This window comes from Streptomyces sp. NPDC005820 (genome assembly GCF_040630255.1).
Classification (GTDB): Bacteria; Actinomycetota; Actinomycetes; order Streptomycetales; family Streptomycetaceae; genus Streptomyces.
In genome coordinates, this window is record NZ_JBEXXE010000008.1 from 201,068 (window position 1) to 214,246 (window position 13,179).

The 13,179-nt window shown below is 70.0% G+C and carries 14 protein-coding genes and 1 pseudogene; 1 reads left to right on the forward strand and 14 read right to left on the reverse strand.

All coding sequences use genetic code 11. The features are described from left to right. Positions 1 to 8: 8 nt before the first annotated feature. The 9 genes and pseudogenes from tatA to ABZ464_RS12540 form a co-directional block, all read right to left on the reverse strand. Positions 9 to 296, reverse strand: coding sequence for a Sec-independent protein translocase subunit TatA (tatA, locus tag ABZ464_RS12500; protein WP_359274858.1), 288 nt, complete (start codon positions 294 to 296; stop codon positions 9 to 11). A gap of 288 nt (positions 297 to 584) precedes the next feature. Next, positions 585 to 779 carry a hypothetical protein gene (locus ABZ464_RS12505; protein ID WP_359274860.1) on the reverse strand — a complete coding sequence of 65 codons (195 nt, stop codon included), beginning with the start codon at positions 777 to 779 and terminating at the stop codon, positions 585 to 587. Positions 780 to 798: 19 nt separating this feature from the next. After that, positions 799 to 1,089: a hypothetical protein gene (locus tag ABZ464_RS12510; RefSeq protein ID WP_359274863.1), complete on the reverse strand. Its 291-nt coding sequence runs from the start codon at positions 1,087 to 1,089 to the stop codon at positions 799 to 801. Between the two features lie 212 nt (positions 1,090 to 1,301). Next, positions 1,302 to 2,306 (reverse strand): annotated as a pseudogene (locus ABZ464_RS12515) (WYL domain-containing protein); the annotation flags it as partial. 19 nt (positions 2,307 to 2,325) lie between these two features. Beyond that, positions 2,326 to 3,294, reverse strand: coding sequence for a WYL domain-containing protein (locus ABZ464_RS12520; protein WP_359274866.1), 969 nt, complete (start codon positions 3,292 to 3,294; stop codon positions 2,326 to 2,328). 173 nt (positions 3,295 to 3,467) lie between these two features. After that, positions 3,468 to 3,839, reverse strand: a complete 372-nt coding sequence (locus ABZ464_RS12525) for an FKBP-type peptidyl-prolyl cis-trans isomerase (RefSeq protein WP_359274868.1) — start codon at positions 3,837 to 3,839, stop codon at positions 3,468 to 3,470. Positions 3,840 to 3,910: 71 nt separating this feature from the next. Next, the gene (locus tag ABZ464_RS12530; protein WP_359274871.1) at positions 3,911 to 4,915 is read right to left on the reverse strand and encodes an FKBP-type peptidyl-prolyl cis-trans isomerase; all 1,005 of its coding nucleotides are present in this window, start codon (positions 4,913 to 4,915) and stop codon (positions 3,911 to 3,913) included. 109 nt (positions 4,916 to 5,024) lie between these two features. Continuing rightward, the gene (gene pafA, locus ABZ464_RS12535; RefSeq protein WP_340382033.1) at positions 5,025 to 6,386 is read right to left on the reverse strand and encodes a Pup--protein ligase; all 1,362 of its coding nucleotides are present in this window, start codon (positions 6,384 to 6,386) and stop codon (positions 5,025 to 5,027) included. A gap of 9 nt (positions 6,387 to 6,395) precedes the next feature. Beyond that, positions 6,396 to 7,655, reverse strand: coding sequence for an MFS transporter (locus ABZ464_RS12540; RefSeq protein WP_359274874.1), 1,260 nt, complete (start codon positions 7,653 to 7,655; stop codon positions 6,396 to 6,398). 95 nt (positions 7,656 to 7,750) lie between these two features. Between ABZ464_RS12540 and ABZ464_RS12545 the strand changes: the two genes are divergently transcribed. After that, a complete protein-coding gene (locus ABZ464_RS12545; RefSeq protein ID WP_359274877.1) occupies positions 7,751 to 8,770 on the forward strand; it encodes a LacI family DNA-binding transcriptional regulator in 1,020 nt (339 codons plus the stop codon). A 74-nt stretch (positions 8,771 to 8,844) separates the two neighbouring features. On the opposite strand, the gene prcA is transcribed toward ABZ464_RS12545, so the two are convergent. The 5 genes from prcA to dop all read right to left on the reverse strand — a co-directional run bounded on the left by prcA (position 8,845) and on the right by dop (position 13,008). Then, positions 8,845 to 9,597 (reverse strand): proteasome subunit alpha, encoded by a 753-nt coding sequence (prcA, locus tag ABZ464_RS12550; RefSeq protein ID WP_359274879.1) that lies wholly within the window; start codon positions 9,595 to 9,597, stop codon positions 8,845 to 8,847. A gap of 60 nt (positions 9,598 to 9,657) precedes the next feature. After that, complete coding sequence (gene prcB, locus ABZ464_RS12555; RefSeq protein WP_359274882.1) at positions 9,658 to 10,503, reverse strand: proteasome subunit beta; 846 nt, start codon at positions 10,501 to 10,503, stop codon at positions 9,658 to 9,660. Further along, positions 10,455 to 11,048, reverse strand: coding sequence for an endonuclease VII domain-containing protein (locus ABZ464_RS12560; protein WP_359274884.1), 594 nt, complete (start codon positions 11,046 to 11,048; stop codon positions 10,455 to 10,457). The genes prcB and ABZ464_RS12560 overlap by 49 nt, the downstream gene beginning before the upstream one ends. A gap of 42 nt (positions 11,049 to 11,090) precedes the next feature. Then, positions 11,091 to 11,309: a ubiquitin-like protein Pup gene (locus ABZ464_RS12565; protein ID WP_358995145.1), complete on the reverse strand. Its 219-nt coding sequence runs from the start codon at positions 11,307 to 11,309 to the stop codon at positions 11,091 to 11,093. A gap of 187 nt (positions 11,310 to 11,496) precedes the next feature. Continuing rightward, on the reverse strand, positions 11,497 to 13,008 hold the full coding sequence (dop, locus tag ABZ464_RS12570) for a depupylase/deamidase Dop (RefSeq protein ID WP_359274887.1): 1,512 nt from the start codon (positions 13,006 to 13,008) through the stop codon (positions 11,497 to 11,499). Positions 13,009 to 13,179: the final 171 nt, after the last annotated feature.

Genomic DNA, 13,179 nt, shown 5'->3' on the forward strand with positions numbered 1-13,179 from the left:
GCCCTGCGTCAGCGCTTGGTCGTGTCCGTCGGCTCGGTGACCGGGCGGGAGCTCGTCACATCGCCGGGGGCGGCCTGGATGGTGCGCTGCGCGGGAGGCTGCTCGCCGGTGTTCGGCGGGCCCGCCGGGGTGGCGGTGCTGTTGCCCTCTTCCTTCATCGCCTTGGCCTCGCTCTTGAGGATGCGCGCGGACTTGCCGAGCGAGCGGGCCATGTCCGGAAGCTTCTTCGCGCCGAACAGCAGGATGATGACGACGAGGATCAGAATGATCTCGGGGGCGCCGAGCCGTCCGAACATAAGTCTTTACCTTCTCACCGAGGCGACTGGGTGGGGGTGCTGCGCTGTCCGACCGGTCGGACAGGTGTCCGAACGATCGTGCTGGCAGCGATCGTAACGCTCAGGGGTGAACGTGAGGCAATCCCCGTGCGTACTCCCGGTCCGCGGTCCGGGCCTCGTTCTCCGGGCCGCGATCTGCACACTACCCGCCCCCGGTGCCACGGCGGGAGGGCGAAGTGGCCCAAAACGCATTCGGCGCCGGACTCACAGAACCACCACAGCCCCACGCCAGGGTCACCACAGCGCTGCTCACAGCGCGTCCACAGCCCCGGCCGCGCTCACCGACGCCCGCTCGAGCTCCTCGGCGGCCCGGCTGATCCGGCGGGCGGATTCCGTGACCTGCCGGCCGAGGCGCTGCGCCTCCACGAAGACCCGGACGGCGAGCACCGCGAGCACGGCGAGACCCACGAAACCCACGGCTACCGCGAACATCGGCCAGAACATGAGCCGAGCCTAGACCCTGTTACGGCGCGTGCAGCCGCAGGGTCCGCACCCCGCCGCCGAGGAGCAGCTCGATGATCCGCTCACCGGCCGGCTTGCGCACGGCCGCCCCGCAGTCGGGGCAGGTGAAGGAGTAGAACGTGGTGTGGCTGGTGGCGCCGATGGCCAGGCGCAGGGCGCCGGCCGCCAGCTCGAAACAGCCGCGGCAGTCCGGGCAGCCCGCCCGGAACGTCACCGGGCCCACACTCCGCATCCCCGCGAACGCCGAAGCCACCGAGATGCCCCGCGCACCGGACGCCACCGACTCGCTCACAGCTGCTCCCGCCCCTCGAACCGACCCTCGAACCGCCCGTCGTACCGCACACCGGCCGACGCCTCGGCCGGGCCGCCGCCGGCCAGGCCACCGCGCCCTCCGTCGCGCCCTCCGTCGCCGGGAGCGGACGGGTCGTCGCCCGCTCCCCGCGCCCCGGTCCCGTGGGCCGCGCCGGGCGCCCCCGCCGCGTCGGCCGCACCCGGCGCCTCGACGCCGCCGGCGGCTTCCCGCGCCTCGATGCCGTCGTACGCGGCCAGCGCGTCGCGGGCGGCGCGGCGGGCCCTGTCGGCGAGGTCCGGCGGCGAGACGATCCGGCCGTCGCGGCCGAGCCGCAGGGCCAGCCGCCGGAGCGAGGCCGGGTCGGGCGTGCGCAGAGTGATACGCAGCCCGCCGTCGGGAAGCTCATCGGCGCTGTCGTGCGGGTAGTACTCGGCGACCCAGCGGCCGCCCGGACCGACCTCGACCACGACCTCCGGGTCCTCGGCGGCCGGCTGCACCAGCGCCTCCGACAGGTCCCGCAGCTCGATCTCCGGCGGCACCGACGGCTCGTCGAGGATCTTGATCTCGGCGACCCGGTCCAGCCGGAACGTGCGCCGCGCCTCGGAGCGGCGGCACCAGGCCTCCACATACGTGTGCCCCACGCTGACCAGCCGGATGGGGTCGATCTCGCGCTCGCTCAGCTCGTCGCGGGCGGGCGAGTAGTAGCGGATCCACAGCCTGCGGCGCTCGGAGATCGCCCGGTCGACGTCCGCGAAGACGCCGCCCTCGGACTCGAACGTCACCGACAGCCGGGCACTCGCGCCCGCCGCCTCGCCGGCCGCCGCCTCCACCTTCGCGGTCGCCCGCAGCAGCGCCTGCCGGTCGCCCTCCCGCAGACCGGGCAGCGTCGCCACCGCGCGGGCGGCCACGAGCAGCGCGGTCGCCTCGTCGGCCGCCAGCCGCAGCGGCTCCGCGGCCTCCGCGCCCAGCGCCGCCGGGTTGTGCCACCAGATGCGCTCGCCGTCGGTGTCGATGTCGAGCAGATCGCCGCCGCGGAAGCTGGTGCCGCACATGGGCAGCACATCGAGATCCGAGACCAGCTCGTCCTCGGTGATGCCGAAGGCGCGCGCCACGTCCTCGATCCGCGCCCCCGGGCGCTCCCTGAGATACGTCACCAGGGAGAGCATCCGCCGGGTCTGGTCGATCGCGTTCGCCGGCCTGACCGGTTTGCCTGCCACTGTCTTGCTCCGCTCCCCCTCAGCCCTTGGCCACGGCCCGCAGCCGGTCCACGACGTCCGCCCGCAGCTCCGCAGGCTCCAGGACGACCACGTCCGGCCCGAACTCCACCAGCCAGGCGTCCAGCCCGTGCCCGTACGGAATCTCCAACTCGTCCCACCCGTCCCCGAGTTCCCGGACGGCCGTGGCCTTCGCCCGCAAGGGGTACCCGGCACCGGTGCGCAGCCGGATCAGCGCGCTACGGTCCGCGGTCTCCCCCGCCCAGCTCGCCACGGTCTCCCGGACGGTGACGACATCGGGGACCGGCGCGGTGAAACTCGCCCCGCGCGAGCGGACCTTGCCGGTGATCCGCGACAGCCGGAACACCCGCTCGGCACCCCGGTCCCGGTCGAAACCCGCCAGATACCAGTGACCGCGCCAGCACTCCAGCGCCCACGGCTCCACATGGCGGGGCTCGGGACGGGCGGCGGTGGCCTTGCGGTAGTCGAACACCACCGGCCGGCGGTCCCGGCAGGCCAGCATCAGCGGCTCGAACGCCGCCTCGTGCACGGGGATCCTGGGCTCCAGCGCGCCGTGCGCCTCGTACGGGTCGACGTCCTCGGGCAGCCCGGCCGCGCGCAGCTTCTGCAGGGCGCCACTGGCCGCTCCCGCGAGCCGGGCCTGCTGCCACACCTTCGCGGCCAGCCCGAGAGCGGCGGCCTCCTCGGCGTCCAGCGTGATCGGCGGCAGCCGGTTGCTGTCCCGGCGCGCCAGATAGCCGATCTCGCCGTCCAGGCTCTCCACCGTCTCGATGACCAGGCCCAGCTCGCGCAGATCGTCCTTGTCCCGCTCGAACATGCGGTTGAAGGAGTCGTCGCTAGCGGCACCGGAATCGGAGGCCTCGACGTAAGCCTCGATCGAGTCGCGCAGCTCACGCTTGCTCAACGGCCTGCGCGTCCCCAGCAGGCACAGCGCGAGGTTCATCAGCCGCTCGGCCTTGGCAATGGCCATCGACGCCCTTCGCCTCCCCTATGGTGCTTACGATCGACGACCGTACCGCCCCGCGGTCCCCCGGCAAAAGCCGAGGGTCCATGCCCGCGCAGGCATGGACCCCGGCTGGTCACGGCCGGTCACGGCCGATCGGACGAGTCGTGAACGACTCTCGGACGACTGTCGCCCGACCGTCAGACGGCGATCAGGTCCACGACGAAGATCAGCGTCTCACCGGGCTTGATCGCCGGGGTGGGGCTCTGGTCGCCGTAGGCCAGGTGCGGCGGGATGGTCAGCCGGCGGCGGCCGCCGACCTTCATGCCCTGCACACCCTGGTCCCAGCCCTTGATGACACGGCCGCCACCCAGCGGGAAGCGGAACGGCGCGCCACGGTTCCAGCTCGCGTCGAACTCCTCACCGGTGCTGAAGGAGACACCCACGTAGTGGACGGTGACGGTCTGACCGGCCTGCGCAACCTCGCCGTCGCCCTCCCAGATGTCCTTGATCTCGAGGTCCGCCGGGGGCGCGCCTTCGGGGAAGTCGATCTCGGGCTTCTCGTTGCTCACGTCACTGCTCCTGCTTGTCTACTGCTTGTCTACGGAAAGGCAACACGCACAGTCTTTCATCCCGGACGGCGTCAGGACGCCGCGAGGAGGTCGACCACGAACACCATCGTGGAGTCCTTCTCGATACCGCTGCCACTCGGCGGGTTGTCCCCGTAGCCCAGCGACGGCGGAATCACGATCAGGACCCGGCTGCCCACCTTCTTGCCGGCCAGCCCCTGCGCCCACCCCTTGACGACCTGCTGCAGCGAGAACGACGTGGGCGCGCTGCGGGCGTACGACGAGTCGAACTCCTTGCTCGTGTCCCAGACGAAGCCCTGGTACTGCACGACCACCGTGCTGTCGGCCGCGACCTCCTCGCCGTCGCCCTCGATCACATAGGTCGCCACCAGCTTCGTCGGCGGGTCCACCTTGGGGATGTCGACCGAGGGCGCCTTGCCGTCGGTGTTCGTGCCGACCTTCGGCAGCTTCGCGTCGTCCTGCGGGACGTCCGTGCCCTTGGCGGAGCTCTTGGCGTTGAAGGTGCCCTCCAGGTCCACCACGAACACCAGCGTGTCGGTGCCCTTGATCCCGGCCTGCGACTGGCCCTCCTTGCCGTAACCCCAGGTCGGGGGCACCGAGAACTCCACCCGGCTGCCCACCTTCTTGCCGGTCAGGGCATAGCGCCAGCCGTCGATGATGCTGCCCTCGGCAAGCTGGATGAACAGCGGCGTCTTACGGTCGTAGGAGTTGTCGAAGACCTTCCCGGTGGCCCAGATCTGCCCCAGGTAGTTGGCCCAGATGAAATCCTTCTCCGCGACGGTCTTGCCACCGCCCGCGATCACCATCTTCACCGCCAGCTGGTCCGACGGATCACCGCTGCCCTTGGCCACCGTCGGCTTCTCACCGAACTTCGTCCCCGCCGTGATGGCCGGCAGCGGACCGTCCACGATCTTCGGCGCGGGCGCCGCCGACGCCTCGGAGGCCGAGGGCGACGCGTCCGCGCTCGCCTTGCTCGAGTCGGACTTGTCGTCCCCGCAGGCGGAGAGCGTGACCAGCCCTGCGGGAACGGCGGCAAGGAGAAGGGAGCGTCGGCGCACGATGAAGGCCTCGTAATCGGTCGATCTTGTGAAGGGCGTGCGCGCAACTCTACGGCGTGAGAAGGGCGCCGTACGGGAAACGTACGGCGCCCGTGTTGCGTTCCGGCGCTCACATGCCGGCGATCAGCTTCTCCACCCGATCGTCCACCGAACGGAACGGGTCCTTGCACAGGACGGTGCGCTGCGCCTGGTCATTGAGCTTCAGATGCACCCAGTCCACCGTGAAGTCCCGGCGCTGCTCCTGCGCCCGCCGGATGAAGTCGCCGCGCAGTCGCGCCCGAGTGGTCTGCGGCGGCACCGACTTGCCCTCGAAGATCTTCAAGTCGTTGCAGATCCGCGTCGCTTGGCCCTTGCGCTCCAGCAGGTAGTACAGACCACGACGACGGTGGATGTCGTGGTAGGCGAGGTCTATCTGCGCCACGCGCGGATGCGACATCGTCATGTTGTGCTTGGCCCGGTACCGCTCGATGAGCTTGTACTTCATCACCCAGTCGATCTCGGTGCCGATCCGGTCCAGGTCCTCGGCCTCGATCGCGTCCAGCGTACGGCCCCACAGCTCCAGGACCTGCTCGACCGTGCCCGTACGGATCCCGCGGCGCTCGCAGAAGTCCACCGCCTTCTCGTAGTACTCGCGCTGCACCTCCAGCGCCGAGGCCTCACGCCCGCTCGCCAGCCGCACCTTGCGCCGGCCCGTGATGTCATGGCTGACCTCGCGGATCGCCCGGATCGGGTTCTCCAGGGTCAGATCCCGCATCACCGTGCCCGCCTCGATCATGCGCAGCACCAGATCCGTCGCGCCGACCTTCAGCAGCATCGTCGTCTCGGACATGTTCGAGTCGCCCACGATGACGTGCAGCCGACGGTAACGCTCCGCGTCCGCGTGCGGCTCGTCGCGCGTGTTGATGATCGGCCGGGAACGGGTCGTCGCCGAGGAGACGCCCTCCCAGATGTGCTCCGCCCGCTGGCTGACGCAGTACACCGCCCCACGGGGCGTCTGCAGCACCTTGCCCGCGCCGCACAGCAGCTGGCGGGTCACCAGGAACGGAATGAGGATGTCCGCGAGCCGGGAGAACTCCCCGTGCCGGGCCACCAGATAGTTCTCGTGACAACCATAGGAGTTGCCCGCCGAGTCCGTGTTGTTCTTGAAGAGGTAGACGTCGCCCGCGATTCCCTCCTCGTGCAGGCGTCGTTCCGCGTCCACCAGGAGTCCTTCGAGAATGCGCTCGCCGGCCTTGTCGTGGGTGACCAACTCGGTCACGTTGTCGCATTCCGGTGTGGCGTATTCCGGATGCGAACCCACGTCGAGATACAGGCGGGCGCCGTTCCGCAGAAAGACATTGCTGCTACGGCCCCATGACACGACACGGCGGAAGAGGTACCGCGCCACCTCGTCAGGCGACAGGCGGCGCTGTCCCCTGAACGTGCACGTGACGCCGTACTCGTTCTCCAGCCCGAAAATGCGGCGGTCCATGACTGAACATTACGCCCGATCACCTGAACTGAAACGGGGTTCGGCAGCACGGTTCGGATCATTTTCCGATGAAGCCGCAACCACCCCACTTCCGGCCGGTGCCACCAGTACCCGCCCTGTGACCAGCAAAACCAGCAAGGACACACCGCCCGCGACACCCGGCACCGCAAACCCCCAAACGGCGCCACCGGCCTCCACGACCGGCCCCGCGACACCCGTCCCGACGGACGCGCCCACCGTGAAGGTGGTCACCAGCCAGGAGAACGCCTCCGTGACCGTGCCCCTCGGCGCATGCCGGTCCACGATGACGAACGCACAGGCCAGCACCGGCGCCAGGAACACCCCCGCCAACGTCGCCAGCGCCACCATGGCCACCGCGCCCGGCATCAGCATCAGCGGCACGTAACAGACCGCCAGAAACGCCACCAGCACCCGCAGTCGCCGCTCCGGCGCGCCCGCCCACTCCCGCGCCCCGTACGCCAGGCCTCCGGCCAGCGCCCCCAGCCCCAGCGCCGCCATCAGCCAGCCGTACACCGCGTCACCGCCGTGACCGTCCGCGTACGGCACCGCGGCCACCGTGATCGACCCCATCGCGATGCCCACGAACAGCAGCGCGCCCAGCAGCACCAGCAGGGCGGGCGAGCGCAGCGCCCCCAGCCAGTGCGCCTCGCGCGGAGCGGAGCGCCACGCGCGCGAGGGCGGCGACACGACCACCGAGAGCGCCCCGAGCACCCCGACGCCGTTCATGACGAGCAGCGCCGCCCGCTCCGACCACAGCGAGGCACACAAGGTCACCAGCAGCGGCCCGACCGTGAACATCACCTCCTGCGCCACCGCGTCCATCGCGTACGCCGCCGGCACCTGCTCCTCCCGACGCAGCACCGACGGCCACAGGGCCCGCAGCCCGCCCTCCAGCGGCGGAGTGAAGAGCCCGCCGACCACCATGGCGGCATGGGCGAGCGGCAGCGGATCCGTACCGGAGAACGCGAAGAGGGCCATCGCCAGGGCCGAGACCAGCGCGGCGGGCAGCTGGACGCGCGGCTGCCCGTGAAGATCCACCAGTCGGCCCAGCACGGGCTGCCCCACGGCGCTCGCGACGCCGTACACCGAGACCAGCGCGCCCGCCAGGCCGTACGTGCCCCCCTCGGCCCGCACGAACAGCACGATCGCGATGGCGGACGTGGCGTTCGGCAGCCGGCCGACCAGTGTGCCGACCAGCAGCCGGGCCGCGTGCCGCGCCCTGAGGATCTCCCCGTACCCCGTGGCCATCGCCCACCCGCCCGTCAGAGGTTTTACGTATAACGTCGTTCGTCATACGTACCATGTGCGCTGTTCACGAGTCCAGACGAAGGAGCACGCGGACGGTGGCACAACGCAACACCCGCCCCACGAGCCGTGACGTCGCCCAGGCCGCCGGGGTCTCCCAGGCCGCCGTCTCCCTGGTCCTCGGCGACAAATGGCGCGGCCGCGTCGCCGAGGCCACCGCCGAACGCGTACGACAGGCGGCACGCGACCTCGGCTACCGGCCCAACCTCGCCGCCCGCAACCTCCGCCTCGGCCGCACCCGCACCGTGCTCCTCGTCGTCCCCGTCCTCACCACCGAATTCTTCGCCGGCGTCTACACCGGAGCCGCCCGCGTCGCCGCCGACCACGGCTTCGGCGTCGTCCTCTACCCCTCCCCCGAAGGCGTCGGCCCCGCCCGCGACCCCTTCGCCTCCGCCCAGGCCGCCCTCGACGGCGTCATCGCCTCCTCCATGGCCGCCGACGCCCTCACCGCCATCCGCGGCGACCAGCTCCCCCTCGTCATGCTCGACAGCGACCCCGCCGGCAGCCTCGGCGCCGCCACCGTCAACCTCGACATCGCCGACGGCATCCGCCAGGTCACCGACCACCTCCTCGGCCTCGGCCACCGCCGCTTCCTGCACCTCGCGGCCGACGTGCCCTCCTGGACCTTCGAGGTCCGCGCCCGCGAACTCGCCACACGCCTCGCAGCCGCCCCAGGAACCTCCCTGCGGACCGCCCCGGCACCGATTTCCATCGAGGGCGCCCTGGCCGCCACCGAGGCCGCCCTCAGCGCTCCGGGCGCCCACCGCCCCACCGCCGTCGTCTGCGACGACGACAAACTCGCCGCCGGCGCCTACAAAGCCGCCCGCCGCCTCGGCCTGCGCATCCCCGACGACCTCTCCGTCACCGGCCTCGACGACCTCGCCCTCGCCACCGCCCTCGACCCCGAGCTCACCACCGTCCGCCTCGACGCCGAGCTCTTCGGCGAACGCGGCATGCACACCCTCCTCGCCGTCCTGGACGGCCGCACACCCGACGCCGGGGACATCCCCGTCCACCTCGTCGTACGAGGCTCCACAGCCCCACCAGGCGCCTCCTGAAACGCCCTGTGCCCCGGCGGTCGACCCGGCCGGGGCACAGAAAGGGTGAGCGCGCGCAGGGCTCCGCGGTCGGACTACTCCTCCCCGGAGTCCTCCTCCTCGGAGCTCTCCGCCTCCGTCGCCGCGCCGTCCGCCTCCAGCAGCCGCGCCAGCTGACGCCCCACGACGCGCTTGAACTTCCGCTGCTGCGGACGCGTACGGTCCAGCACCGCGACCTCCAGCCGCTCCGCCGGAATCTCCCGCTGCGTGCCGTTCGACTCACGGGACAGAGCCTGCACGGCCAGCTTGAGCGCCTCCGCCAGCGTCATCCCGTCCTGATGGCGCTGGTCGAGATAGTTGCTGATCAGCTCGGCGTTGCCGCCCACCGCGACCGAACCGTGCTCGTCCACGATCGACCCGTCGTGCGGCAGCCGGTAGATCTGGTCACCGTCCGGGGTCTCACCGACCTCCGCGACCACCAGCTCCACCTCGTACGGCTTCTCGCCCGCCGAGGAGAAGATCGTGCCCAGCGTCTGGGCGTACACGTTCGCCAGACCACGCGCGGTCACGTCGTGGCGGTCATAGGTGTACCCACGGAGATCGGCGTACCGCACGCCGCCGATCCGCAGGTTCTCGTACTCGTTGTACTTGCCGGCGGCCGCGAAGCCGATCCGGTCGTAGATCTCGCTGAACTTGTGCAGCGCACGGGACGGGTTCTCGCCGACGAACACGATGCCGTCGGCAAACTGCAGCACGACCAGGCTGCGGCCACGGGCGATGCCCTTGCGCGCGTACTCCGCGCGGTCCGCCATCGCCTGCTGGGGTGAGACATAGAACGGCGTCGACACCGGTTATCCGTCCCTTTCTGTCGAAGTCACTGGATCACCTGCAACAAGAACCGGGCCGCGCTACAGCAGGGCGGCCCGCGGGCCGTCCGGCTGCTGCAGCCGGCGCTCGAGGATCGAACGGGCGATCTCCGAGGACTCGTCGTCGGTGAGCCTGCGGAAGCCGTCCTCGGTGATCACGGTGACGATCGGATAGATCCGGCGCGCGACATCGGGACCACCGGTCGCCGAGTCGTCGTCGGCCGCGTCGTAGAGGGCCTGCACCACGAGGGTCGTGGCCTGCTCCTCGCTCAGGTCGTCACGGAACAGCTTCTTCATCGCGCCGCGCGCGAAGATCGAGCCGGAGCCCGTGGACGCGTAGTTGTGCTCCTCGGAACGGCCGCCGGTGACGTCGTACGAGAAGATGCGGCCCTTGCCGCGGTCCACGTCGAAGCCGGCGAAGAGCGGCACGACCGCCAGCCCCTGCATCGCCATGCCGAGGTTGGAGCGGATCATGGTCGACAGCCGGTTCGCCTTGCCCTCCAGGGAGAGCTGGGCCCCCTCGACCTTCTCGAAGTGCTCCAGCTCCAGCTGGAACAGCTTCACCATCTCCACGGCCAGACCGGCGGTGCCGGCGATACCGACGGCGGAGTACTCGTCGGCCGGGAACACCTTCTCGATGTCCCGCTGGGCGATGACGTTGCCCATGGTGGCCCGCCGGTCACCGGCGAGCACCACGCCCCCGGGGAACGTCACGGCCACGATGGTCGTCCCGTGCGGCGCCTCGATCACACCCTGCGTGGGCGGCAGCTGCCGGTTGCCCGGGAGCATCTCGGGCTGGTGCTCGGACAGGAAGTCCATGAAGGACGAGGACCCAGGCGTCAGGAAGGCAGCTGGTAGACGCCCGGTGCTACGAGTGTTGGCTTCCACGGAGTTCCTTCCAGGTAGGCGGCTGCCCGACGAACTGCGTCGGGATCGTCTCCCAACTTGCCGATGGCCGAATTGCAGTTGAAGCACAGTACGCCACGGACCCTACCCGTCTGATGGCAATGATCCACATGTACGGCGGGAGCTTTCAGGCAGATCACGCAGAGCCCCATTTGCGAGGCGACCATGGCGTCACGCTCGGCTTCGGTGAGGCCGTAGTTTCGCTCCAGATGCCTCTGGCGCCCCTTCACCGCCTTGCACGACTTGCAGAGCGTCGCCAGACCATCAGAAGCCGTTCGATTCCGCGTCCACTCACTGTGCGGTTTGATCTCGCCGCAGGTGCGGCAGTACTTGTGCCCTGGCGGCGCGTCCACTCGCGGACGAACATTGCGCCCCTTGGCGACTTGCCGCTGCTGGTGGTACGCAGATGCGCACTCCCGGCAGTAGGCCTGCAGTCCGTCACGCATCGACTTGTTCTGCGCGAACGCCGCTCGCGGCTTGTGCTCCTTGCACCGCGAGCAGCGCTTCACGCCATCCTCGGTCCCCAACCTCGAATCCCCCGCCACCTTCGATTCGAAGGAGAAAGTCGCCTACTGCCCACCCTTCTGAACGAAGCTTCGAACGAAATCCTCTGCGTTCTCCTCCAAGACATCGTCGATTTCATCGAGGACGGAGTCCACGTCGTCGCTCAGCTTCTCGTGGCGCTCCTTGAGGTCGCCGGAAGCCTGTGCCTCTTCCGTCTGCTCCTCGACCTCCTCCGTGGAGCGCGTCGCCTTCTGCTGGCCGCCGCCGGTGTCCTTGGTCGCCATAACCCTCACCCCGCTCAGTTCGCCCGACATGTTCGGCAGGTCGGCTTCCTGCCGATCGGTGATGATCAGACCCTACAAGGAGGGTCCGACATCGGCCCCGTAGTTGTTCCAACGTACGAGGCCCACCTCGATGATTCCCTTGCGGCGGGGTTTCCACCCCGCCGCGGGAGAGCTTCCTCGAGCCCGCTCAGCCGCCCGACAGGACCTTGACCAGGTCTTCTGCCGTGCGGCAGCGGTCCAGGAGCTCCTTGACGTGATTTCGCGTTCCGCGAAGCGGTTCCAGGGTTGGGACGCGCTGGAGGGAGTCGCGGCCCGGGAGGTCGAAGATGACCGAGTCCCAGGAGGCGGCGGCGACGTCGTCGGCGTACTGCTCGAGGCAGCGGCCGCGGAAGTACGCGCGCGTGTCCTCCGGAGGCTTGGCCTTGGCCCGCTCGACCTCCGGCTCGTCCAGGAGCCGCTTCATGCGCCCGCGGGCCGCGAGACGGTTGTAGAGGCCCTTCTCGGCCCGTACATCGGCGTACTGGAGGTCCAGGAGGTGGAGCTTCGCCGCGTCCCAGTCGAGGCCGTCACGGCGGCGGTAGCCCTCCATGAGCTCCCGCTTGGCGACCCAGTCCAGCTCGCCGGCGAGGCTCATCGGGTCGTTCTCCAGACGGGTGAGGGTGTCCTCCCAGCGGGCCAGGACGTCCTTGGTCTGGTCGTCGGCGTCGGCGCCGAAGCGCTCCTCCACGTATTTGCGCGACAGCTCGTAGTACTCCATCTGGAGCTGCACCGCGGTGAGTGTGCGGCCGCTGCGGAGGGTGACCAGCCTCTTCAGCGTCGGGTCGTGGGAGACCTGGTGGAGGGTGCGTACGGGCTGGTCGACGGCCAGGTCGACCGCGATGAAGCCGTCCTCGATCATGGAGAGGACCAGGGCCGTCGTGCCCAGCTTCAGGTAGGTCGAGATCTCGGAGAGGTTCGCATCGCCGATGATCACATGGAGGCGGCGGTACTTCTCGGCGTCGGCGTGGGGCTCGTCGCGGGTGTTGATGATCGGGCGCTTCAGCGTCGTCTCCAGGCCTACCTCGACCTCGAAGTAGTCCGCGCGCTGGCTGAGCTGGAAGCCGTGTTCATGGCCGTCCTGGCCGATGCCGACGCGGCCGGCGCCGGTGACGACCTGGCGGGAGACGAAGAAGGGCGTGAGGTGGCGCACGATGTCGGAGAAGGCGGTTTCCCGCTTCATCAGGTAGTTCTCGTGCGTGCCGTAGGAGGCGCCCTTGTTGTCGGTGTTGTTCTTGTAGAGGTGGATGGGCTGGGCGCCGGGGAGCTGTGCCGCGCGTTCGGCGGCCTCGGCCATGATCCGTTCGCCGGCCTTGTCCCAGAGGACGGCGTCGCGGGGGTTGGTGACCTCGGGGGCGCTGTATTCGGGGTGTGCGTGGTCGACGTAGAGGCGGGCGCCGTTGGTGAGGATCACGTTGGCGAGGCCGATGTCCTCGTCGGTGAGCTGGCTGGCGTCGGCGGCCTCGCGGGCGAGGTCGAAGCCTCGGGCGTCCCGTAGCGGGTTCTCCTCCTCGAAGTCCCAGCGGGCCCGGCGGGCCCGGTGCATCGCCGCGGCGTAGGCGTTGACGATCTGGGACGAGGTGAGCATGGCATTGGCGTTGGGGTGGCCGGGGACGGAGATGCCGTACTCCGTCTCGATGCCCATTACTCGCCGTACGGTCATGCGGCCCTCCTTGCCCGGCGGCACCCTCGGTCGTGGGCGCCGCTCAGATACCGGTGGTGCTCCGGTGCGGGTGCGGTGCCCGTCCTCTCCGCACTGCGCAACCCGGCGGTAGGAAAGAGCCTAGAACGCCTCTGTGCCGGTGGGGAGATCATTTGCGTCATTGCCTTGCTC

Excerpts from the sequence above, each read along its gene's own strand:
- ABZ464_RS12540 (WP_359274874.1), bottom strand. The coding sequence starts at position 7,655 with ATGGCCACGGGGTACGGGGAGATCCTCAGGGCGCGGCACGCGGCCCGG.
- dop (WP_359274887.1), bottom strand. The coding sequence starts at position 13,008 with ATGACCGTACGGCGAGTAATGGGCATCGAGACGGAGTACGGCATCTCC.
- ABZ464_RS12520 (WP_359274866.1), bottom strand. The coding sequence starts at position 3,294 with ATGGCCATTGCCAAGGCCGAGCGGCTGATGAACCTCGCGCTGTGCCTG.
- tatA (WP_359274858.1), bottom strand. The coding sequence starts at position 296 with ATGTTCGGACGGCTCGGCGCCCCCGAGATCATTCTGATCCTCGTCGTC.
- ABZ464_RS12505 (WP_359274860.1), bottom strand. The coding sequence starts at position 779 with ATGTTCTGGCCGATGTTCGCGGTAGCCGTGGGTTTCGTGGGTCTCGCC.
- pafA (WP_340382033.1), bottom strand. The coding sequence starts at position 6,386 with ATGGACCGCCGCATTTTCGGGCTGGAGAACGAGTACGGCGTCACGTGC.
- ABZ464_RS12565 (WP_358995145.1), bottom strand. The coding sequence starts at position 11,309 with ATGGCGACCAAGGACACCGGCGGCGGCCAGCAGAAGGCGACGCGCTCC.